We start from the raw sequence: 21,538 nt of genomic DNA on the forward strand, positions 1-21,538 counted from the left end.
AGGTCTCTTATGGCTGATTATATTGTTGGCGATATTCAAGGCTGCCTAAGTGGTTTAAAAGCCTTATTAAGCAAAGTTGATTTTAACGCCCGGACCGATACCTTATACGCAGTAGGCGATTTAATTGGTCGTGGTCCTGAAGCACTCGATACCCTCGCTTATCTCTATTCCTTAGGTGATAACTTTAAAACCGTGCTCGGGAATCATGACCTTAATTTACTGGCAATACGTTGCGGCGCTAGGCGGGCCAAAAAAGCCGATAAGCTCGATGAGGTCATAGCCTCGCCAGATTTCGATAAATATTGCGATTGGTTGCGGCAAAAACCCTTAGCCATGCTGCTAAAGAGAGATATTTTACTCACTCACGCTGGCTTATATCCCGCTTGGAGCTTTGATAAAGCAATGGCCTTAAGTACTGAAATAAGTGAAGTGCTGCAATCACAACAGTGGCAACTTATGGTAAATAGCATGTACGACGACAAACCAAATATCTGGGACGATGGGCTGAGTGGCAACGACAGACAACGGTTTATCATCAACGCGTTTACCAGAATGCGTTTCTTAGAAAAAGACGCGCGATTAGAATTCAATTGCAAAACGAAACCCAGTGACGCGCCAAAATCTTTGCTTCCGTGGTTTAACATGCAAAACCCCAATATGACAGCTACGCAAAAAGTAGTATTCGGTCATTGGGCTGCCCTTAATGGCGAGACTGACACCGAACAATTTTTTGCGTTGGATACCGGTTTTGTTTGGGGTGGTAGTATGACATTACTCTGTATAGACACTATGAAACGACTGCACAGTTAAGTGTTTATATTAACACATTAGTTTCGCTTCTAACTTTTGATGACTCTTACTCTTACTCTGTCCTAACATCTCGTTAGTCACCCAAGACCCCCTAATATAGCTATGCAACTAGAGATCTGTTCAAAGAAATATATTTACCCGAAACCTATAAAGTTCATTAATGTTACCTTATATTATGCCGATACTACCAAGTACGATATTATCGTTTTTTACAAAAATGTTATCGTTTTTAATAAGTAAGCGTCAAATAACATATTTTATCTCGATAGGATCGCCATCAATAGTGTGCAAGACTAATACATAGCTTTTTAAATAGCTGAAAACAACATCATCTAATAACAATAATAATAAATACGCTTATTTGGAGATCATAAATGAAAATGACTGTAGCTACGCGCGTAGTGGGTGGCTTTGCCATTATAACTTCGTTGCTTATCGTCATGGGAATATTTTCACTCACCACTTTGAGTAATATTGACGAAGCAACCGAAGAAGTTAGCAATCTAGCCTTTCCCACTGTCAGCGGCAGTAGCCAGCTTAAAGTGTCATTTTTGAACATGGGCCGCCTTACCGCAGAAGCTTATTATGGCAATGAACTGAAAGCGCTCGAAGAAAAAAACCAAGCATTTGAAGATAGTCAAAGTATCTTTGAAAGTGAGTTTGCTACGCTTAAACGCGTCCTCAGCCAAGAGCCAGATTTAAATGCATCTTTAGCTGAAGTGGATACCATTTATGAAGATTACAAAATCAATGTCATGAAACTATTTGACAGTCGTCAAGCGGATCTAAGCATGCGCAATAAACTAAATAGTCAACTCGGTGATATTGAAGACAACGCGGACGATACCTCTTCACTTATTCTAGATTTTGCAGACCTCGATGAAGTCCAAAATAGTCCCCAGCTAAAAAATGCAGCCGAGTTAACTAACCGTCTCGAAACTAATCTAATGTCTTTGCTTACAGTAGGTGGGGAATATGTCAAAACTCAAAATCTTGTTAGAGCCGACACGCTAGGTAATGAAGTTAAACTCGTGGTTAACCAAATACGTGAAACATTAGATGAAATCCAAAAAGCAGCTGGAGCCAATGATCCCGGAGGTTCGCTTGCTGAAATATACCAAATGACAGGTTCAGTATTAGATCTAATCAGTTCTTCAACGGGCTTATTGCAAAACCAAATAAAGAAAATTAACAAACAAAATGATGCCACGGCAGCTTACAGAGCATCGGATGCCAATATAGAGTTAGCCATACAAAAACTAAACACATTATCTACCTTGGCTGATGATAAAGCCTCTGTGGCCAAAGAGTTGGTTAAAGAATCAATCGATTCCGGTAATATGAAGACTATTTTTATTGCGCTAATATCCGTGTTAATCGCCAGCTTTATTGCATATCGCAGTATTCGCGCCATCATTCGCCCTCTCAACAGAGTTAACGAGATGCTCAATATTGTCTCTTCTGGCGATCTAACCCGCCGCTTAGATGATTCTTCGGATGATGAATTTGGCACCTTGGCGAAAAACTGCAACAACTTGGTTGATAGTTTAAAAACGCTCATTTCAAGTATTGGGTCGCGTTCAGCACAATTGGCCGCTGCGTCTGAAGAAACCTCAGCCATTACCACGCAAACCACAACATCTATTCAAGAACAGAAATCACAAATTGCTCAAGTGGCCGCCGCGACAACTGAAATGCATAGTACTTCTTTGGTGGTTAGTCAAAGCGCTGAAGATACCCTGCGTCAAATTCAACACGCTGACGAAGAAGCAGAGAAAGTAAAAGCGATTTCTGAAGAAAATATTCGCACTATCGAAGTGCTTGCTAGAGATGTGGATGAAGCCGCTCAAGTTATCAATAAATTACATCAAGATAGTGCAAGTATCGGCGGAATTTTGGACGTTATCCGCGGAGTGGCGGATCAAACGAATTTGTTAGCCCTTAACGCTGCAATTGAAGCGGCCCGCGCTGGTGAGCACGGACGAGGCTTCGCAGTAGTAGCCGATGAAGTCCGCACGTTAGCTAGTCGGACTCAGCAGTCAACCCAAGAAATTAACTCCATGATTGAAGTGCTGCAAGCTGGAGCTGAAAAGGCCGTTGCGGTAATGAATCAAGGTAAAGAGCAGACTTCTGTATGTGTAGAAAAAACGGAACAATCAACTCAAGCGTTACAGTTAATTTCAGATGCGGTTCATAAAGCGTACGATGTAAGCTCACAAATTGCTCAAGCAGCCAAAGAGCAAAACGTGGTGTCTCAAGAGATTAGCGAAAAACTAGAAAATATAGTGAATATTGCCGAGGAAACCTCTGTAGGCGCTCACCAAACGTCTGCATCAAGCCATGAGGTAGCGAAGCTAGCTGAAGAGCTTCAACACTCAGTACAGCAGTTCAAAGTCTAATTACAGCTAATTATTCCACTACCCAAAAAATAAAAAGACCCCCAGCAATTGGTATGTCCAACTATTGGGGTCACTTCACAACAGGTAGCGGTTTTCTACGTCTGTGATACCTTATATTCGTCTATAAACTAACTGACTATATAAGCAGTCGTTACATCACTAATCTTCAAATAAGTTTCTATGTAGTGCTTTTACCACATCGGTACTGTCTTTCTCGCTCACTAACATCGACATGTTATGAACGTTTGCGCCGAAACAAATCATGCGTAAGTTAAAGTCAGAAACAGCAGCAAAGATACGGCTAGAGACCCCGGCAGCACTGTGCATATTATTACCTACGACCGTAACTAAATCGAAATGCTCTTCAAGCTGCACCTCACAAATTTGGCTTAACTCCTCAATCGTTTCTCGATTAAGACGCTGTAGTACAGAATTCGGAGGGTTGTCTAAGGTAAACGATACACAGATTTCAGATGTGGTCACCAAGTCAACGCTCAAATTATGTTTAGCAATAATGGTAAATACATTCTGCAAGAAACCTTGGGCATACATCATTTTCGGTGTTTTAACGGTCACCATCACTTGGTCTTTGCGACGCGTTATTGCACGATAAGACGGTTCATGTACACAATCACGCACAATCCAGGTGCCGCCTTTTTCAGGTTCTTTGCTTGAACCGACGAACACTCTAATATTTTGACGTAAGGCTGGCTCCATCGTTGCAGGATGCAATACTTTCGCACCAAAGGTCGCCATTTCAGCCGCTTCTTCAAAGCTAAGCTCGGGTAAAGGACGGGCGGCATCGGTAATACGCGGGTCCGTTGTATAAACGCCTATTACATCCGTCCAAATTTCGCAGCTCTGGGCACCTAACGCTTCAGCTAATAAGGCAGCGGTAAAATCTGAACCTCCACGGCCTAAGGTAGTCGTATTGCCCGCTTCATCAGAACCGATAAAACCTTGCGTAACTAATACTGTATTCGCAATCTCCGGCGCCATTAACTGAGTGGCACGCTGTTTTATGCCGTCGAGTTGCGGCGCCGCCTGACCGAATTCGCTGTCGGTTAGTAACACTTTGCGTATATCGAAATTATCAGCAGGTACACCATTTTGCGACAACACTTCGCTAAACAACAGAGACGCCATACGCTCGCCGTGAGATAACAGGGCATCTTTTAAATCTGGCCGATGTAGCATTTCTTCGTGAAAGGCCAGTTGTTTTAATGACTCAAGTAACTCCATTAGCTTATCGGCCACTAATGTTGGGGCACCTAAGTCATGTAATATTGCAAACTCAATTGCTTGAATTTGTTCAATATAAGCGGTAATTTCGTCTTTTGTTAGCGCCTTATGAGCTAACTCAACCAAAATATTGGTTACGCCTGCGGAAGCGCTAACCACTACAACTCTAGTGTTGTGGTTAGCTTTAACAACCTTAGCGCAATTAAGCATCGTTGCGTGAGTTGCGACACTGGTGCCACCAAATTTTGCTACGTTTATCGAAGAGTCACTCAATGTTTTTCCTAATTAAAATTTGAACAAAAAAGATGCCATAAATTACCAGTTTTTTTGCTCATATAAAGCATATTTTGTGAGTTTATGTGCACTTTTTGGAATAGGCTATACGTAAGCGCGTCTGCTAAAGCCGCTTAAATGTTCAAATTGACAATCAACGCATGAGAATTCTGCTTAAAATTTGACACACCGTGCAATAAAAATAAAATTAAGGATCCATGCTATGCTTTTCAACCGTTTCTATCGACTCACTCTAGCCACAGGGCTACTTAGCACCATAATGGTAGCCAACAGCCTCGCAGAACAACCTCGCAAAGCTGCGGCTCCTCTATTGAGTGAACTGACCTTAGCGCAAACCCAAACACTGCTGCGCACGCAACAAGTTAGTATGGCCCAGCTAAGTGATTATTATTTACAACGAATACAGAAATTTGATGAAAATGGCGCACAGCTCAATTCAGTGGCAACACTAAGCAATCAGCTTGATCAGCAAGTAAATGTTTTAGAACAAAAACTAAAAAGTGGCCAGCCTCTTGGTTCATTATTCGGCGCAATAGTGTTATTGAAAGATAATATCGATGCTACGGGTATGCCAAATACCGCTGGCTCATGGCTGATGCGTAATCACGTTCCCACAGAAGATGCTTATTTAGTGAAACAACTCAAAGCACATGATGCGATTATTCTTGGTAAAACCAATTTGTCAGAATGGGCAAATTTTCGCTCAAACATGTCCTCTAGTGGTTGGAGCAGCTTGCATGGACAAACCTTGAATCCTCATGATCCAACACGCACACCTTGTGGCTCAAGTTCCGGCTCAGGCGTCGCCGTCGCGGCAGACTTTACCTTGCTTGCGGTAGGTACAGAAACCGATGGCTCAGTTACTTGCCCTGCAGCAGTCAATGGCATAGTCGGCATCAAACCGACATTAGGATTAGTGAGTCGCAGCGGTATTATTCCCGTCGCCCACTCACAAGATACCGCCGGCACCATGGCTCGAACGGTAACGGATGCAACCATTATGCTAGAAGCCATGATGGGCGTAGATCCTAAAGATGCCAGCACGTTTGAGCCGATAGCATTAGCAACTCATCTAAAAAAGGATGGCCTTAAAGGCAAACGTATCGGTATCGTACGTAATCTGATGGGCTATCATCCGCAACTTGATGAGGTGTTCGACGCCCAACTCGCCACGTTAAGAGAAGCTGGAGCGATAATCGTAGAAAACACCAATATCGAAAATAAAGGTAGTTGGAACGACGATGAATTCATCGTGTTGTTAACTGAATTTAAGGCAGATTTAAATCATTACCTATCGCAAAGCAACGCCCCTATTCGTAGCTTGCAAGAAGCGATTGAAAAAAATATTATGGATAAAGAACGTACCATGCCTATTTTTGCTCAAGAAACATTTTTACGCGCTGAGCAATCCCCCTCGTTATCTGACAAAATCTATACTGATGCATTAGCAAGTGCCAAACGTAAAGCAGGAAAAGAAGGCATTGATGCCACATTAGCTAAGTACAACGTTGATTTACTGATAGCACCCACAACCGCACCAGCATGGAAAATTGATCATATAGATGGCGATCATTTCTTAGGCTCAGCAATCGGAGCGGCGGCCGTCGCAGGTTACCCGCATATTACAGTGCCGATGGGGGATGTAAGTGGCATGCCAGTCAATATTAGCTTCTTCGGTGCGGCAAAATCTGAAGGAATATTAATAGAAGCTGCCTATGGTTTCGAGCAAATTACCAAAGCGCGTATCACGCCTCGATTGCACTAGTTCATTGGGGGTGCACTAACAATAAAAGGGAGCGGTAAAAGGGATCATTAATTGAAGCAGGCGTAGGCAGTTACTGCGCCTTTATGACCATTTTATCGCCAACTTTTATACCGTGTTTAGCGTACCAGCCTTGATTCATCTCAAGGGCATAAAGTACTGCTTGTGACGCACCCACTGATGTTAAGTCCTGAGGCTGCATGGGCTTAATATCGGTGATTACACCGTCGCTGCGAATAAATGCCACGTCTAACGCGAGAAAAGTATTTTGCATCCACATACTGGCTTTCTTCGAACCAGAAAACTTAAACAACATTCCGCATTGTTCGCACATTGACTTACGATACATCAACCCCATTGCCCGTTGTTCGAACGTATAGGCATATTCAACCTTTAACGGTAAATCACCCACTGTAATCTCAATTAAGGGTAGTGTCTGATATTGCCCATCATCTACCGAACTTACAGCTTGAAACGTAGTTAATCCTAAGCATCCAGTTAATAAAACCGGTAGAAATAAACGTAAAAATTTTAACGACATAAATATTCCATTCGATTAAGTACAACACGACGATGACTGCCAACATATTTTCACGCGGCACTCTACTAGTCATTACAATCTACTCGCATATTAATTCACACGAAAAAACCAACTAAAACAATGAGTTAGTTTATTCACCAAGGGGTAAGTTTACTGCACCTGAGCCTATAAGTGAATAAGCCATTTTGATTAGATTGGTTAAAAATAAAATTTCATGCACAAAAAAGCCGAACAAAGCATTAACTTGTTCGGCTGTAGTTTTTTACCCTGATTTAGTTAAATCAATCAGTGTTTATGCAATGTTCAATGCAGGGATAATATTCTCTTTAGCTGCTTCGGCTGCTTTAGTGAACTCATCAATACGATCAAAGTTCAAGTAGCGGAACACATCGCCAGACATAGATTCAATCTTGTTAGCATATTCCATATATTCAGCGGTGGTCGGAATGCGACCAACAATTGCGCCAACGGCCGCAAGCTCAGCAGAGCACAAATATACATCTGCCCCGTCACCTAAACGGTTAGGGAAGTTACGTGTAGAGGTCGATAATACTGTCGAGTTAGCTAATACACGCGCTTGGTTACCCATACACAATGAACAACCAGGCATTTCAGTACGCACACCCACACGACCGTAGATGTTGTAATAACCTTCTTCCATCAACACAGCTTTGTCCATCTTCGTTGGTGGAGAGATCCACAAACGAGTCGGCAACGTTTTGTTGAATTGCTCAAGCAGTTTACCTGCTGCACGGAAGTGACCGATGTTCGTCATACAAGAGCCGATGAACACTTCATCAATCTTAACGCCAGCCACGTCAGACAACGTTTTGGCATCATCTGGATCGTTCGGGCAACAAAGAATTGGCTCGTTGATTTCAGCCAGATCAATTTCGATGGTTTCAACGTACTCAGCGTCTTTGTCTGCTTCCATTAACTCTGGGTTAGCAATCCATTCTTCCATTTTGCGTGCGCGACGCTCAAGAGTACGTGGGTCTCCGTAACCTTCGTTGATCATCCAACGTAACATCGTAATGTTAGACGTTAAGTACTCAGCAATAGATTCTTTAGACATCTTGATAGTACAACCAGCAGCTGAACGTTCTGCAGACGCATCTGATAATTCAAATGCTTGCTCAACGGTTAAGTCATTAAGACCTTCAATCTCAAGGATACGACCAGAGAAGGCATTTATTTTACCTTTCTTAGCCACGGTCAAAAGGCCTTGCTTGATACCGTACAATGGAATGGCATGCACCAAATCACGTAAAGTAATACCCGGCTTCATTTTACCTTTAAAGCGCACTAATACTGATTCAGGCATATCAAGCGGCATAACACCCGTCGCAGCGGCGAAAGCAACCAAGCCAGAGCCTGCTGGGAAAGAAATACCCATAGGGAAACGAGTATGTGAATCACCACCTGTACCAACGGTATCAGGCAACAACATGCGGTTTAACCACGAGTGGATAATACCGTCACCAGGACGTAATGAAACACCACCACGATTCATGATGAAATCAGGTAACGTGTGCTGAGTATCGATGTCCACAGGCTTAGGATAAGCAGCTGTGTGACAGAAAGACTGCATAGTCAAATCAGCTGAGAAACCTAAACACGCTAAATCTTTAAGTTCGTCACGGGTCATAGGACCAGTAGTATCTTGTGAACCAACGGTAGTCATCTTAGGTTCGCAGTAGGTACCAGGACGGATCCCATCAACACCACAGGCTTTACCAACCATTTTCTGAGCAAGGGTATAACCTTTGCCTGTATCTGCAGGTTGATCAGGCTTACGGAACAAGTCAGATGCCCCTAACTTCAACGATTCACGGGCTTTGTCCGTTAAGCCGCGGCCAATGATTAAGTTGATACGGCCACCAGCACGTACTTCGTCTAATAATACCTCAGACTTGTACTCGTACTTAGCTAGTTCTTCGCCAGTTTCAGCGTTAGTGATACGACCTTCAAGTGGGAAGATATCAATCACGTCGCCCATATTCATTTTGTCTACGTTAGCTTCAAATACTAACGCACCAGCATCTTCCATTGTGTTGAAGAAGATTGGCGCTACATTGTTACCAATACACACACCACCACCACGTTTGTTTGGCACGCCGGGTAAATCTTCACCGAAGAACCAAAGTACAGAGTTAGTCGCTGATTTACGCGAAGAGCCTGTACCGACTACATCACCAACAAACGCCACTGGATGGCCTTTGGCTTTAATTTCTTCGATTTGTTTTAGAGGACCTACTTCGCCATGTACTTCAGGTGTTAAGCCATCACGAGTCATCTTATAAGCAGCACGAGCATGCAAAGGGATATCAGGACGAGACCATGCATCTGGAGCTGGAGACAAGTCATCGGTGTTTGTTTCACCGGTCACTTTAAATACTGAATAGGTGATTTTTTCTGGCATATCAGGACGAGAAGTAAACCATTCAGCATCGGCCCAAGACTGTAAAACGTCTTTAGCGTATTCGTTGCCCGCCTGAGCTTTTTCTTCAACATCATGAAATGCGTCAAACATAAGCAAAGTATGCTTAAGTTCTTCGGCAGCCAATTCAGCCAAGTCGTTATTATCTAAGGCCTCAACCAAAGTAACGATGTTGTAGCCGCCATGCATGTTACCCAATAACTGGATAGCCGCATCTTTACTAATAAGCGGAGACGTCGCTTCGTCATTAACGATAGCGCTTAAAAAGCCTGCTTTTACATATGCAGCTTCATCTACGCCCGGTGGAACTCGCTCTGATAACAACTCAAGTAAAAAGTCACCTTCGCCCGCAGGCGGCGCTTTAAGTAACTCAACCAAACCAGCAACTTGCTCGGCATTTAATGGTTTAGGTGGGATACCTTCGGCAGAACGTTCTTCAACATGTTTACGATATGCTTCTAACACAATTAGGACCTCTTGATTGACTCAAAGAACACCGGACGTTCTTGAGTATGTAAATAAAACCGGACAAGTATAAGGCTTAACGCTGTAAAATAAAAACAACCAGTTTATTTACGGCCTTATACCGGCTATTCCCTATAAAAATAGGGGTTAATAAGATGTTAAGTATCGAGAAAAAGCATTTTACTACAGCCAAAATGCGACTAAATTGAATTTTACCAATCTAATATCATCAAAAAGTGCTAGAAACTTAAAAGCACTCACTCAATTTGAGTCTACTTCTTGTCTATGTCAGTTAAATAACAATTTAACGTTCGAATAAGGTTAATAAATATACCTGAATAATTAGTGTCAATTTAACCCAAAAACAACAATATGTTATATATGAAATATCATTTTTATCAGGAAGATAGCATGAAAATTTTCAAATTCAGTATTTTGCTTGCAGTTGCATCCGCAGCCTATTTGCTCCTGTGGCCCGTTCCCATTGAACCAAAGGCTTGGCTAGCGCCAAAAGAACGTGGCTATACAGGCCCTTATACTCAGAATAAAAAGTTAGCTAATATAGACACCTTATCACTGCAAGGTCAACAAGGTCCGGAAGACTTTGCCTTGGCCAGCGACGGAACAATCGCTACTGCCACCCATTCTGGCAATATCATGCTCTTAAAGCCCGGTGCTGAACGATTTGAACCTTGGCTCAATACAGGAGGACGGCCATTGGGAATCGAATTTGATAAACACGGTAACTTATTGGTAGCAGATGCAGAAAAAGGGTTGTTAGCCATTAATTCCCAAAGCGAGATAATCGTACTTAGCAATGAGGTGAACGGTAGTAAAATAGTGTATGCAGATGATGTGGATGTGGCGCAAAACGGCATGATTTATTTTACAGATGCCACCACTAAGTTCTCAGCCCAAGAATTTGGCGGAACATTAGCCGCAAGCTTATTGGAAGTGATAGAACACGCGGGTAATGGACGGTTATTAGCTTACGATCCACAAAGTAAGGAAACAACAATATTGCTCGACGGATTAGTCTTCGCCAATGGGGTAGCCGTGAGTCATGATCAACAATCTTTATTGGTTAATGAGACAGGCAGTTACCGAGTCCTGCGGTATTGGTTAAGTGGTCCAAAAGCTAAACAGGTCGATATTGTTATCGATAACTTACCTGGTTTTCCCGACAATATTGCCCAATCCCCTACTGGTGGTTACTGGCTCGGGTTTGCGTCACCTCGCTCAAAAAGCCTAGATGCATTAGACGATTCGCCCTTTCTGCGTAAAGTCATGCAGCGTTTGCCTGCATTTATGCGCCCGGGAGCCATAGATTATGGGCATGTGGTTAAAATAGATGAAAATGGTCAAGTCATTAAGGATTTACAAGATCCAAGCGGCGCATACCCGTTCACCACTGGCGTACTTGAAACGGATGACGCCATATATATCAGCAGTTTAACGGCTGATAGAGTAGGCCGAAAAAAACTAACCTTACTCTAAGCCTTACTCTAAGCCTTAATCCAGCTTAAGACATAATTGATGGATCACCTTACGTCACCCAGTCGGTGCTTTCCGCCCGTGGTCTTTTTGTTGACAGGTTGGATTTGCTCCCCAGCGCCGTTTATCATCAATACTTTTCTTTATTCTTTGCCCTGCATCGTCAGCCTGTAAAAATTTCTTAGCTCTATAAAAACACCCTACTTTTTTACCTTTAATAGGAGACATATTTTCATAGGCATCACTTCTTTGCCCTTTATTTCCGGCGTTTGGCGAGCATTTTAAGCTAAAGACGCATCTCTGGCACGTCCCTAGCAACAGCCAATAAGTTAATAAAGAGCAAATAACGCTTATAGAGCGCTTCTCGCAAATAATTTTTTAGCTTAAGAACAAAGGAGACATCATGAGTAATTCCTTGGAAAATAAACGGGTAGCTATTTTAGCCACCAACGGATTCGAGCAAAGTGAGCTTTTTTATCCGTTAAACGCTTTAAAGGAGGCTAACGTAAGTGTCGACATCATCTCGCTACAAAAAGGCTCTATTAAAGGCTGGGACGAAGACAATTGGGGAGATTCCATTAAGGTCGACCTAACCATACAAGAAGCTAAAAGTGAAGATTACGATGCCTTGGTACTACCCGGCGGTTTGTTCAACCCGGATACGCTTCGCACCAGTAAAGCAGCCATTGCCTTTATCAAAGATTTCTTTAGTGACGAGAAACAAAGACCAGTCGCGGCGGTGTGTCATGGACCTTGGTTATTGATAGAAGCGGGAATAGTAAAGGGTCGTAACTTAACGTCTTACCCAAGTATCAAAACTGATTTACGCAATGCTGGTGCCAACTGGCAGGATGCTCAAGTGCTGATTGATGGCCAAATCATTACCAGCCGAAATCCAGATGATTTACCGGCGTTTAGCGAACAAATTATCAAAGCGCTGAATCAATAGACCGTCATTAGCCCAATTTCCGAGACGATAACAGACGCAAATATGTGGCTGTTGTCGTTTTGCCCGCCTGATAATATATGCATAATCCCTCTTGCAACGCTTCTATATACCCATGTGGATTAGTAAAGCCTCGCCCAACAACAGTACACCGCCCATTTACCCTATTAAATGTCGAAATTTCTTACATCTATGTTGACTAAGAATTAAGTCATAAATTTAAGTAATTGAAATAATACCCTATTTTGGGTTTGGCCTAATATGTGCTGTTCCTCGGTATATGTTTAATATTACTTAGCATACAAAATCCCATATTGGGCATTTTAACTTAACTCAATTTATTACGTCTTGATGCCATAAAACCAAGTACTTGTTGTCCGAATTGAAATTACCGGAGACTTAACACTATGTTCAAATTTACCAGCTCAGCTCGATTTTTACAGTTAGTCATGCTCATGACAGTGATGGCTATTGCTCCGGCAAAAGCCAGCTTAATTTCTTTTTCTGCCGCGATTGATGGGCTTCAGGCCAATGCGGGAAACGGTACCGGCAGCTTAGCAACCGGCGTAGCGAATATGTGGCTTGACGATATAACGAATGACTTTTCTTGGATGGTCAGTTGGACCGGCTTGGCTGACGTAACTGCGGCCCATTTTCATGGTCCGGCAACACCCATGCAAAATGCAGGGGTTCAATTAGCTCTCGATAGCACCATAAACCCATCCATGGGCAATGCACTATTATCAAATCAGCAAGCAACCGATTTACTGGCTGGAATGTGGTATATAAATATACACACAGCGACCTATGGCGGCGGCGAAATACGTGGTCAAGTGTTACGGGAGGTCTCTACGCCAGGCGCGTTTTCATTATTAATGTTGCCATTGGCAGCGCTAGTATACTTGCGCCGCCGCCGTCAATAAGTCAAACATTGTCTATCACGTTACCAAAAGTCACACTTATTTAGCGTGGCTTTTAGCATTAGGCTTAGATTTCTTGCGGCTAGTGGCGTCGGCGGCAGCCGCTTTATTGTGCGGTTGATTATCACTAAAGCGGGTCAATCCTTGTTGCGCCTTTTTGGCGTTAGGCGAATGAGATCCTTTGCCTTTAGCGTAAGCTTTATTCGCTGCGCGTTTTGCGTATTCTTTGTGATCGCGCCCTTTAAGCTCGTTACGCCCCTCTGCCGGCACTAAGCACTGCGCGCCATTTCCAATCAGGTATGCCTTACCCATCTCGGTCAATGTCTTACGCAATAATGGCCAGTTGACCGGATCGTGGTAACGCAAGAATGCCCGATGCAGACGACGATGAATTTCACCTTTAGGGATCGACACATCTTCACTCTTATGCGTCACTTTATGGATTGGGTTTTTACCCGTGTGATACATAGTTGTGGCATTTGCCATCGGCGATGGATAGAAGTTTTGCACTTGATCTAATTTAAAATTACGCTCTTTTAACCATAGCGCCAGATTCAACATATCTTCATCTTCAGTGCCTGGATGGGCAGAGATAAAATACGGGATGAGGTACTGATCTTTGCCGGCTTCTTTGGTGTATTTGTCGAACATTTCTTTAAAGCGGTCATAGGTACCCATGCCCGGCTTCATCATTTTATCAAGCGGCGCTTTTTCAGTGTGCTCAGGGGCAATTTTAAGATAACCACCTACATGATGGGTCACCAGTTCACGTACATAATTAGGATCTTCAATGGCTAAATCGTAGCGCACGCCAGATGCAATCAGAACCTTTTTAACACCTTCGACCTTTCGGGCTTTACGATACAGCTCTACTGTAGGCGTTTGGTCTGTATCTAGATGGCCGCAAATTTCTGGCCACACACAGGATAAACGGCGACACGCCTGTTCAGCCTTAGGACTTTTACAGCGCAATTTATACATGTTTGCGGTAGGTCCGCCCAAGTCTGAAATAACGCCGGTAAAACCAGGCACTTTGTCACGAATTTGTTCTATTTCTCGAATAATCGATTCTTCAGAGCGACTTTGTATCACCCGCCCCTCATGCTCAGTGATCGAGCAAAATGTGCAACCGCCGAAACAACCACGCATAATATTCACCGAGGTTTTTATCATGTCGTAAGCGGGTATTTTGGCTTTGCCGTAGCTAGGGTGTGGTACTCGGGCATAGGGTAAATCGAATACGGCATCCATTTCTTCGGTTTCAAGTGGATAAGCAGGTGGATTAATCCAAATAATTCTATCGCCATGTCTCTGCGCCAAGGCACGGGCACAACCTGGATTGGTTTCTTTATGCAAGATGCGAGAAGTGTGTGCGTAATGGGTTTTTTCAGCGCGAACCACATCATAGGGCGGCAATAACACATAGGTTTTATCCCACGGTTTGCGTCTTTGGGTTTTTGAGGTAAAAGGTTGTACCACAATCGGCTGAGCTTTTTGCTCTTCAATAGCAGCCTGTTTTTCAGCTTCAGAAGAGATTGCGCACTTGTCTTCAATCATCTCATAGGGACTAATGACGGGATCAATTTTTCCAATGCTATCAAGATGCGTTGAATCAACCCCTTGCCAACCAGGCAGCGGTTCTTTGCGAATAACAGCAGTACCGCGAATATCCTGCATTTGCTCGATGGTTTCACCCGCAGCAAAGCGGTGTGCCATTTCAAGCAATGGCCGTTCAGCGTTACCAAACATGAGCATATCGGCTTTAGAATCAAATAATACAGAGCGACGTACTTTATCTGACCAATAATCGTAATGAGCAATACGTCGTAAACTCGCCTCTATACCACCAATGACGACAGGTTTTTTATAAGCTTCTTTACACCGCTGGGTGTAAACGGTTACCGCGCGATCAGGGCGTTTGCCTCCTTCATTGTTAGCCGTATAGGCATCGTCATGACGCAGTTTACGCTCAGCAGTGTAACGATTGATCATGGAGTCCATATTACCTGCGGTTACACCAAAAAATAGGTTAGGCTCACCGAGCTGCATAAAGTCATTCTTATTGGTCCAATCTGGCTGGGAAATAATCCCCACACGGAATCCTTGAGACTCAAGCACACGACCAATCACCGCCATACCGAAACTAGGGTGATCAACATATGCATCCCCAGTCACAATAATAATATCGCAGCTATCCCAACCTAAGATGTCCATTTCTTTGCGTGACATGGGTAAAAATGGCGCAGGGCCAAAACACTCAGCCCAATACTTGGGATAAGAAAAAAGGCCGCGTTCGGCTTTCATACGCCCTACAGGTTGGCGTTTAACAGGCGATTTGGCGACAGGTTGACTCAGGTTGGACATACAACTCCACAAAAAAATAAAAATGTGCTTAAAATTTGACCGCAGGAGTATATACCTAAAGTGCTTTTTAGCCCAGTAAAGTCGTTCGAAAAAGGGAATTAAAGACGCGGTGACATAGAGTGTACATGCCCATCAAAATCGATGGGCATTAAGGCTATCAAAACACTAACCTAAGAGTTAGTTGGTAACGGCTGGCTCATTAAGGCATCGAACACATTACGGGCAGGATAACCGTCTGCAATCATGTCCTGGGAAAGTTGAAATTGCCGAATACCACTGCGAGTACCGGGACCTAAAATACCGTCAGCCTTACCCACATCAAAACCCAGCTCATTTAATTTGTCTTGCAACTGGCGCATTTCATCCACTGTGTAACTCGGCAAATGCGGCAATGGTTTTGAGAGCGTACCTAGTCCAGCAATTCGATCAGCAAGATGCCCAACGGCAATGCCGTAATATTCAGAGTTATTCCAACGCAAGATCACGTTAAAGTTTTTATAGGCTAAAAATGCTGGTCCGTCATGGCCCGCAGGGACTAACAATGCGCCCTTAATATCGCCTGTACCGATAGCCTTACCATCGGTACGCGTGACGCCCGCTGTATTCCAAATGGATAACGGCTTCGGGTCGTTTTTACCGGCCAGTAAATAATTAAACGATGCAGGTAAACTAACTTCCCGCCCCCATTTATATCCTGACTGCCACCCCAAATTTTTTAAGAAGTTAGCAGCTGATGCGAGGGCGTCTTTCTCACTATCCCACAGATTTATCTGCCCATCTTTATCACCATCTACCGCATATTTCATATAAGCCGATGGCATAAATTGAGTATGCCCCATTGCCCCAGCCCATGAGCCAACCATTTGCTGATCATCTAATTTTTCACGATCGATAAGAAGTAAGGCTTGCATCAATTCACTAGAAAAATAACGGCTCCGGCGATTATCGCACGCCAATGTCACCAAAGAATCAATCACCGGACTTTTACCTTTGTAGGATCCGAAATTAGTTTCGAGCCCCCAAAAAGCTAATAAATATTGTGCAGGTACACCGTATTCTTTATTCAACTGAGCGAGGAACGCGCGATGTTTAGCCATCATTTGTTGGCCTTTCTCAATACGCCATGTATTCACGCGCTTATCAAAATAATCGGTAAACGTTTGCACGAATTCTGGCTGATTGCGATCCAGCGAAATAATTTTTTCTTTATATTTTGCGTTACCCAATACGTCCTGAGTCACCCGCGTTGATACGCCAGCCGTTTTAGCTTGGCTTTGCAGCTCAATCACGCATTGATCAAAAAGCTCACGAGGACTGTTCCCATCAGCAACCTCTTCTTGAGGTTTATCGTTAGAAGACACCTGTGAATAGACCGGTAGACTCATGCTACCCATCAGCGACAACAAACCAATAACCGAATATCTACTTAACACTGTATGCAACTTATACTCTCACTCATTATAAATACCTGAAACCATGGGGTATCATGCTAAATCACTAGCGGAAATTAACAGATTTGGGCAGAGTTTACCTACACAAATTCAGCTTTATTTACCCCCATGATATATCAACGCAGACATACTAACTGTCGTCTTCAATCCCTGCAATAACACGTCGCCAAACTGATTCAGCCATAATGTCAGTGTTGGCTTCCACATGGTCAAGCCACGTTTTACCAATCAAGTGATCATATTCGTGTAAAAAAATTCGTGCCACAAAGCCTTCTAATCGCAGGGTAACTGGCTCACCTTCTCGGGTTTGATACTCAATTTCTACCCACTGTGCTCGGCGGATATAACCTCGTAAACCAGGAACCGACAAACACCCTTCCCAATCTTTTACGGTTTCGTTAGCGCTGTGTATCACTTTTGGGTTAATCAGTACTAGGGGTGCCATGTTTGGCGCATCGGGATACCGCGGGCTAGGTCGTGATGCAATAATCATTACGGCACGTTCGTCAAAAACCTGTGGCGCCGCAATACCTACCCCATTGGCTACTTGCATGGTCTGCATTAAGTCGTCAATAAAGGTTTGCAAGGCTGCGTTGTTAATTTCGCTGTCAGTAACAGGTTTGGCCATGCTACGCAGTATGGGTTCTCCCACTTGAGCAATTTTCATATAAATGTTCTCGATATACATTGATTCGTACAGCGTTATTGTATGCGGTTTACACTAACGCACTGATATTTAACTGACCAACTGCAACTGAGCAAATTCTCGATACAGTGCATTATTCTCAATCAAATGTTGGTGCTTGCCAATCGCCACAATTTTGCCCTGATCCATAACAACAATACGATCTGCGTTGATCACGGTAGACAATCGATGAGCAATAATTAAGGTGGTTTTACCGCGCATTAGTTCATCTAGCGCTAGTTTAATATATTGCTCATTTGCTGCATCAAGTGAACTGGTCGCTTCATCAAGTAATAAGATTGGTCGGTCAGCTAGAATCGCTCGTGCAATTGAAATACGCTGTTTCTGCCCCCCCGAGAGCCGCACACCCCGTTCCCCCAAGTAAGTTTGATAACCGTCAGGCAGCAGCTGAATAAATTCCTCAGCTCTGGCCGCTTTGGCAGCAGCTTGCACCTCTTCATCACTTGCATCAGGACGTCCATAACGAATATTGTCAGCCACACTAGTAGCAAAAATGACGGATTCTTGAGGCACAAGGGCGAATTGTCGACGCAGAGTATCTAGGGCCAGTTGGGTGATGTCCACTCCTTCAAGGGTTATCTGCCCGGCTTGAATATCATAGAAACGCAACAGTAATTGAAACAAACTTGATTTCCCCGCTCCGCTAGGTCCCACCAACGCTATACGCTCACCGGCCTCAATGGCTAAACTTATTTGTTGCAGTGCTAATACGCCCTCTCCCGTTGGATAAACAAAATCAACCTGAGAAAGTGTAAGGTTACCGGATACGATTTTAGGTAATAACTCTGGGGTCAAAGGCTCTATTACTGCGCTATTGGTGTTAAGCAGCTCCATTAGTCGCTCACTCGCCCCCGCCGCTTTTTGTATTTCTCCGATCACTTCACTGATTGTGGCGACTGCCCCACCTGCCATTACCGCATAAAACATAAAAGCGGTTAACTCGCCAGCACTTAAACTACTGTTCAAAACTTGCTGCGCCCCAAGCCATGCAACAATAGTAATGGCAGTGATACTGATACCCATGATGCAAGATACCAATAACGCCCTAAAATGAATTCTACTTTTTGCCGCCAGCATCACATCTTCTACCCGCCCTTCGAACATGCTTTTATCTAAATATTCATGTGAATAGGCTTGAACGGTATGTATTTCATGTAGCGACTCGTCAACGTAAGCCCCTAAATCAGCGACTCTGTCTTGGCTGGTACGGGCGTAATAACGCACTTTTGTGCCGAAAATCCGAATGGGAAGCAATACAATAGGCACAGCAATTAACACATATAACGTTAACATGGGGCTGGTGACCAGCATTAACAGTAAGGCGCCAATAAAGGTGATGCTTGCCCTTAGCGCCATTGATAAACCCATACCCACGACTGATTGTAAGACAGTTGTATCACTGGTAAATCGTGAAATGACCTCCCCGGTGCGTGTTTTTTCAAAAAATGCGGGGGGCAATGTCAGTAAATGCGCATACACCGATTGGCGAATATCAGCACTAACACGCTCTCCTAACCAAATCATTAAATAGAAACGAAAATATGCAGCTACGCTGCCAATCAGTGCTATCGCCATAACGATAAGCATCATTTGATTAAGCTTATCGGCATTATTCGCCACAAAGCCTTCATCAACGACCACTTTTACGCCTTGACCGAGCAATAACCAAGAGCCCGAACCAATTATCAAGGCGATAATGGCGCAAATTACTTTGGCTTTATAGGGAGCAAGCTGGCCAAATAACCAACGCATTAAGGTAACAGTTTTAACGGATTTCACAGGCGTCCTAATAATCTAAATAGATAAAAGTAACGGCTAATCAGCTTGTTACTTAACGTTTGACTAAAACTAACGTTTTACAAAAAAGTACTTGAATGGATCTGGGGGCGCTTAGTACAAATTTAAATAACGCCTTAAGATAATGTTAAGTTGGCAAGACTAAGATGCCTGCACGCTCAACTGTCACTCTAGCGATTATCGAGTGCTGAATAACGTGGTGACTAGCAGTATGAAAGTTCAACACCTCCGGTTTGTATCGTGATAAGCATAATTAAACACCCTATACAGATAATGCAGAAATGTCAGTTTAGCCCCCAGCTAGCGATAGTACTTGGCGCGTTATTTGTTACACTTACTGGAAATAGCACATTTTTCAACCACTTAGAGGCAATATATCCTTGGCCTGAAAACGCGTTATTTATAGGCTCGGTGGGAATGACGCTATGGGCACTGACCAGTATAATATGTGTCCTGTTTAACTGGTTTATGCCAGTTAAACTAGCCATATCAATCGTTTTGCTTACGGGTGCAATATGCAGTTATTTCACTGACGGCTTCGGCGTTATATTTGACGTGGAAATGATCCGCAATATGTTCGCGACCAATACCGCTGAAGCAACCGATCTATTCAATGTCGGTATGTTAGGTCACGTTACGCTACTCGGTGTACTGCCCGTTATATTTTTTAACGCCATCACCATTAAAAAACAAGCAAAGTTAAAAGATATTAAACGCCGATCTGTTTTCACCGGCATTACCTTGCTTAGCAGTGTTGCGATTATCGTCGCTAATTTATTTACCTTTAGTGGCCAATACGCCAGCTTCTTCCGAGAACACAAACCTATTCGTTATTACAGCAACCCCGTTCAACCCATATATTCTTTTGCCGCACTGGCCTTACAGAATTTGCGCTCAGTGTCAGCCACTGATTTTGTATTTGAAACAAGCCGAGCCGCTATTCCTGATACAGACTTACATCGTGAGTTAGTGATAGTCGTCGTGGGGGAAACAGCCCGAGCCGATCATTTTTCATTAAATGGCTATACCCGTGAAACCAACCCACTACTGGCCAAAGAAAGCGACCTAGTATCATTTAGCCAAATCAGTAGCTGCGGCACATCAACAGCTATATCTGTCCCGTGTATGTTTTCGATCATAGGCCGAGAGGGATTTGATGTCGGCAACAGTAAGACCACAGAGAATGTTCTCGATATCGTTGCAAAAGCGGATATTAGTGTATTGTGGCGCGACAATAACTCTGATTCAAAAGGCGTCGCCGACCGCGTGCCTTACGTGAGTTTCAAAAACCAAGACACCAATCCAGTATGTAACGATGAGTGTAGGGACGAAGGAATGCTCTATGGGTTACAGGAGTATATCGACGCCCAACAACAGGATATATTGATTGTGCTGCATCAAATGGGTAGCCATGGACCAGCATACAGTAAGCGTTACCCTTCAACGTTTGAAAAATTTACCCCTGCTTGTCAAACCAGTGAATTATCAATGTGTACTAATCAAGAAATCATTAACGCCTACGACAATACTATTCTGTATACAGATTACTTTTTAACGAAAGTCATTGGCTTTTTGAAGCACAATACGCCTCGCTATGAAACCGCTATGATTTACGTGAGCGATCATGGCGAATCGCTAGGCGAAAACAATGTATATCTGCATGGCATGCCATATATGTTCGCTCCTGAAGCACAGACTCATGTGCCACTTATGGTCTGGGCTGGTTCGTCATCAGATATCGACATTGATAAAACCCGTACCTTGAAAGACATACCCAACTCTCATGATGCTCTCGCTCAGGCAATTTTACTGAGTCTAGAGGTAGATTCTGATGTTGAAGTAACGCCCGCACCTCCGTTACTGGGTATAAAAGCAGAAGATTAGATTGAGAAATGGGCTAATGAAGA

Annotated in this window: 15 protein-coding genes; 7 read left to right on the forward strand and 8 right to left on the reverse strand. The window is 43.5% G+C overall.

The features are described 5' to 3' along the window. Positions 1-9: 9 nt before the first annotated feature. Both GQS54_RS11730 and GQS54_RS11735 read left to right on the forward strand, forming a co-directional pair. Positions 10-810, forward strand: a complete 801-nt coding sequence (locus tag GQS54_RS11730) for a symmetrical bis(5'-nucleosyl)-tetraphosphatase (protein WP_166424175.1) — start codon at positions 10-12, stop codon at positions 808-810. Positions 811-1,184: 374 nt separating this feature from the next. Continuing rightward, positions 1,185-3,209 (forward strand): methyl-accepting chemotaxis protein, encoded by a 2,025-nt coding sequence (locus tag GQS54_RS11735; RefSeq protein WP_166424176.1) that lies wholly within the window; start codon positions 1,185-1,187, stop codon positions 3,207-3,209. A gap of 159 nt (positions 3,210-3,368) precedes the next feature. On the opposite strand, the gene lysC is transcribed toward GQS54_RS11735, so the two are convergent. After that, positions 3,369-4,724 carry a lysine-sensitive aspartokinase 3 gene (gene lysC, locus GQS54_RS11740; protein ID WP_166424177.1) on the reverse strand — a complete coding sequence of 452 codons (1,356 nt, stop codon included), beginning with the start codon at positions 4,722-4,724 and terminating at the stop codon, positions 3,369-3,371. Between the two features lie 223 nt (positions 4,725-4,947). Between lysC and GQS54_RS11745 the strand changes: the two genes are divergently transcribed. Next, positions 4,948-6,510, forward strand: a complete 1,563-nt coding sequence (locus GQS54_RS11745) for an amidase (RefSeq protein WP_166424178.1) — start codon at positions 4,948-4,950, stop codon at positions 6,508-6,510. 70 nt (positions 6,511-6,580) lie between these two features. On the opposite strand, the gene GQS54_RS11750 is transcribed toward GQS54_RS11745, so the two are convergent. Both GQS54_RS11750 and acnB read right to left on the reverse strand, forming a co-directional pair. Beyond that, positions 6,581-7,048, reverse strand: a complete 468-nt coding sequence (locus GQS54_RS11750; RefSeq protein WP_166424179.1) for a DUF192 domain-containing protein — start codon at positions 7,046-7,048, stop codon at positions 6,581-6,583. A 292-nt stretch (positions 7,049-7,340) separates the two neighbouring features. After that, positions 7,341-9,953: a bifunctional aconitate hydratase 2/2-methylisocitrate dehydratase gene (gene acnB / locus GQS54_RS11755; protein WP_166424180.1), complete on the reverse strand. Its 2,613-nt coding sequence runs from the start codon at positions 9,951-9,953 to the stop codon at positions 7,341-7,343. Between the two features lie 411 nt (positions 9,954-10,364). Between acnB and GQS54_RS11760 the strand changes: the two genes are divergently transcribed. Beyond that, a complete protein-coding gene (locus GQS54_RS11760) occupies positions 10,365-11,450 on the forward strand; it encodes an SMP-30/gluconolactonase/LRE family protein (protein WP_166424181.1) in 1,086 nt (361 codons plus the stop codon). 54 nt (positions 11,451-11,504) lie between these two features. Here GQS54_RS11760 and GQS54_RS11765 read toward each other — a convergent pair whose 3' ends face one another. After that, positions 11,505-11,675 (reverse strand): hypothetical protein, encoded by a 171-nt coding sequence (locus tag GQS54_RS11765; protein ID WP_166424182.1) that lies wholly within the window; start codon positions 11,673-11,675, stop codon positions 11,505-11,507. 175 nt (positions 11,676-11,850) lie between these two features. On the opposite strand from GQS54_RS11765, the gene GQS54_RS11770 reads away from it, so the two are divergent. Both GQS54_RS11770 and GQS54_RS11775 read left to right on the forward strand, forming a co-directional pair. After that, positions 11,851-12,396, forward strand: a complete 546-nt coding sequence (locus GQS54_RS11770; RefSeq protein ID WP_166424183.1) for a type 1 glutamine amidotransferase domain-containing protein — start codon at positions 11,851-11,853, stop codon at positions 12,394-12,396. Positions 12,397-12,800: 404 nt separating this feature from the next. Further along, positions 12,801-13,316: a CHRD domain-containing protein gene (locus tag GQS54_RS11775; RefSeq protein WP_240919918.1), complete on the forward strand. Its 516-nt coding sequence runs from the start codon at positions 12,801-12,803 to the stop codon at positions 13,314-13,316. A gap of 36 nt (positions 13,317-13,352) precedes the next feature. On the opposite strand, the gene GQS54_RS11780 is transcribed toward GQS54_RS11775, so the two are convergent. From GQS54_RS11780 to GQS54_RS11795, 4 genes are all read right to left on the reverse strand, one after another. Further along, positions 13,353-15,677, reverse strand: coding sequence for a YgiQ family radical SAM protein (locus GQS54_RS11780; RefSeq protein WP_166424184.1), 2,325 nt, complete (start codon positions 15,675-15,677; stop codon positions 13,353-13,355). A 170-nt stretch (positions 15,678-15,847) separates the two neighbouring features. Continuing rightward, the gene (locus tag GQS54_RS11785) at positions 15,848-17,119 is read right to left on the reverse strand and encodes a lytic murein transglycosylase (RefSeq protein ID WP_166424185.1); all 1,272 of its coding nucleotides are present in this window, start codon (positions 17,117-17,119) and stop codon (positions 15,848-15,850) included. A gap of 139 nt (positions 17,120-17,258) precedes the next feature. Continuing rightward, complete coding sequence (gene def, locus GQS54_RS11790; RefSeq protein WP_166424186.1) at positions 17,259-17,795, reverse strand: peptide deformylase; 537 nt, start codon at positions 17,793-17,795, stop codon at positions 17,259-17,261. 69 nt (positions 17,796-17,864) lie between these two features. Next, positions 17,865-19,613, reverse strand: a complete 1,749-nt coding sequence (locus tag GQS54_RS11795) for an ABC transporter transmembrane domain-containing protein (RefSeq protein WP_166424187.1) — start codon at positions 19,611-19,613, stop codon at positions 17,865-17,867. 258 nt (positions 19,614-19,871) lie between these two features. On the opposite strand from GQS54_RS11795, the gene GQS54_RS11800 reads away from it, so the two are divergent. Then, positions 19,872-21,515, forward strand: coding sequence for a phosphoethanolamine--lipid A transferase (locus GQS54_RS11800; protein WP_346766573.1), 1,644 nt, complete (start codon positions 19,872-19,874; stop codon positions 21,513-21,515). The last annotated feature ends 23 nt before the right edge of the window (positions 21,516-21,538 follow it).

The organism is Paraglaciecola sp. 20A4, assembly GCF_011378905.1.
In the GTDB taxonomy this organism is placed as follows: domain Bacteria; phylum Pseudomonadota; class Gammaproteobacteria; order Enterobacterales; family Alteromonadaceae; genus Paraglaciecola.

Bases quoted from the DNA above. Each gene is read 5' to 3' on its own strand.
- GQS54_RS11745 (WP_166424178.1), top strand. From the start codon at position 4,948: ATGCTTTTCAACCGTTTCTATCGACTCACTCTAGCCACAGGGCTACTT.
- GQS54_RS11775 (WP_240919918.1), top strand. From the start codon at position 12,801: ATGTTCAAATTTACCAGCTCAGCTCGATTTTTACAGTTAGTCATGCTC.
- GQS54_RS11735 (WP_166424176.1), top strand. From the start codon at position 1,185: ATGAAAATGACTGTAGCTACGCGCGTAGTGGGTGGCTTTGCCATTATA.
- GQS54_RS11750 (WP_166424179.1), bottom strand. From the start codon at position 7,048: ATGTCGTTAAAATTTTTACGTTTATTTCTACCGGTTTTATTAACTGGA.
- def (WP_166424186.1), bottom strand. From the start codon at position 17,795: ATGAAAATTGCTCAAGTGGGAGAACCCATACTGCGTAGCATGGCCAAA.
- GQS54_RS11770 (WP_166424183.1), top strand. From the start codon at position 11,851: ATGAGTAATTCCTTGGAAAATAAACGGGTAGCTATTTTAGCCACCAAC.
- GQS54_RS11730 (WP_166424175.1), top strand. From the start codon at position 10: ATGGCTGATTATATTGTTGGCGATATTCAAGGCTGCCTAAGTGGTTTA.
- GQS54_RS11780 (WP_166424184.1), bottom strand. From the start codon at position 15,677: ATGTCCAACCTGAGTCAACCTGTCGCCAAATCGCCTGTTAAACGCCAA.
- GQS54_RS11760 (WP_166424181.1), top strand. From the start codon at position 10,365: ATGAAAATTTTCAAATTCAGTATTTTGCTTGCAGTTGCATCCGCAGCC.
- GQS54_RS11765 (WP_166424182.1), bottom strand. From the start codon at position 11,675: ATGTCTCCTATTAAAGGTAAAAAAGTAGGGTGTTTTTATAGAGCTAAG.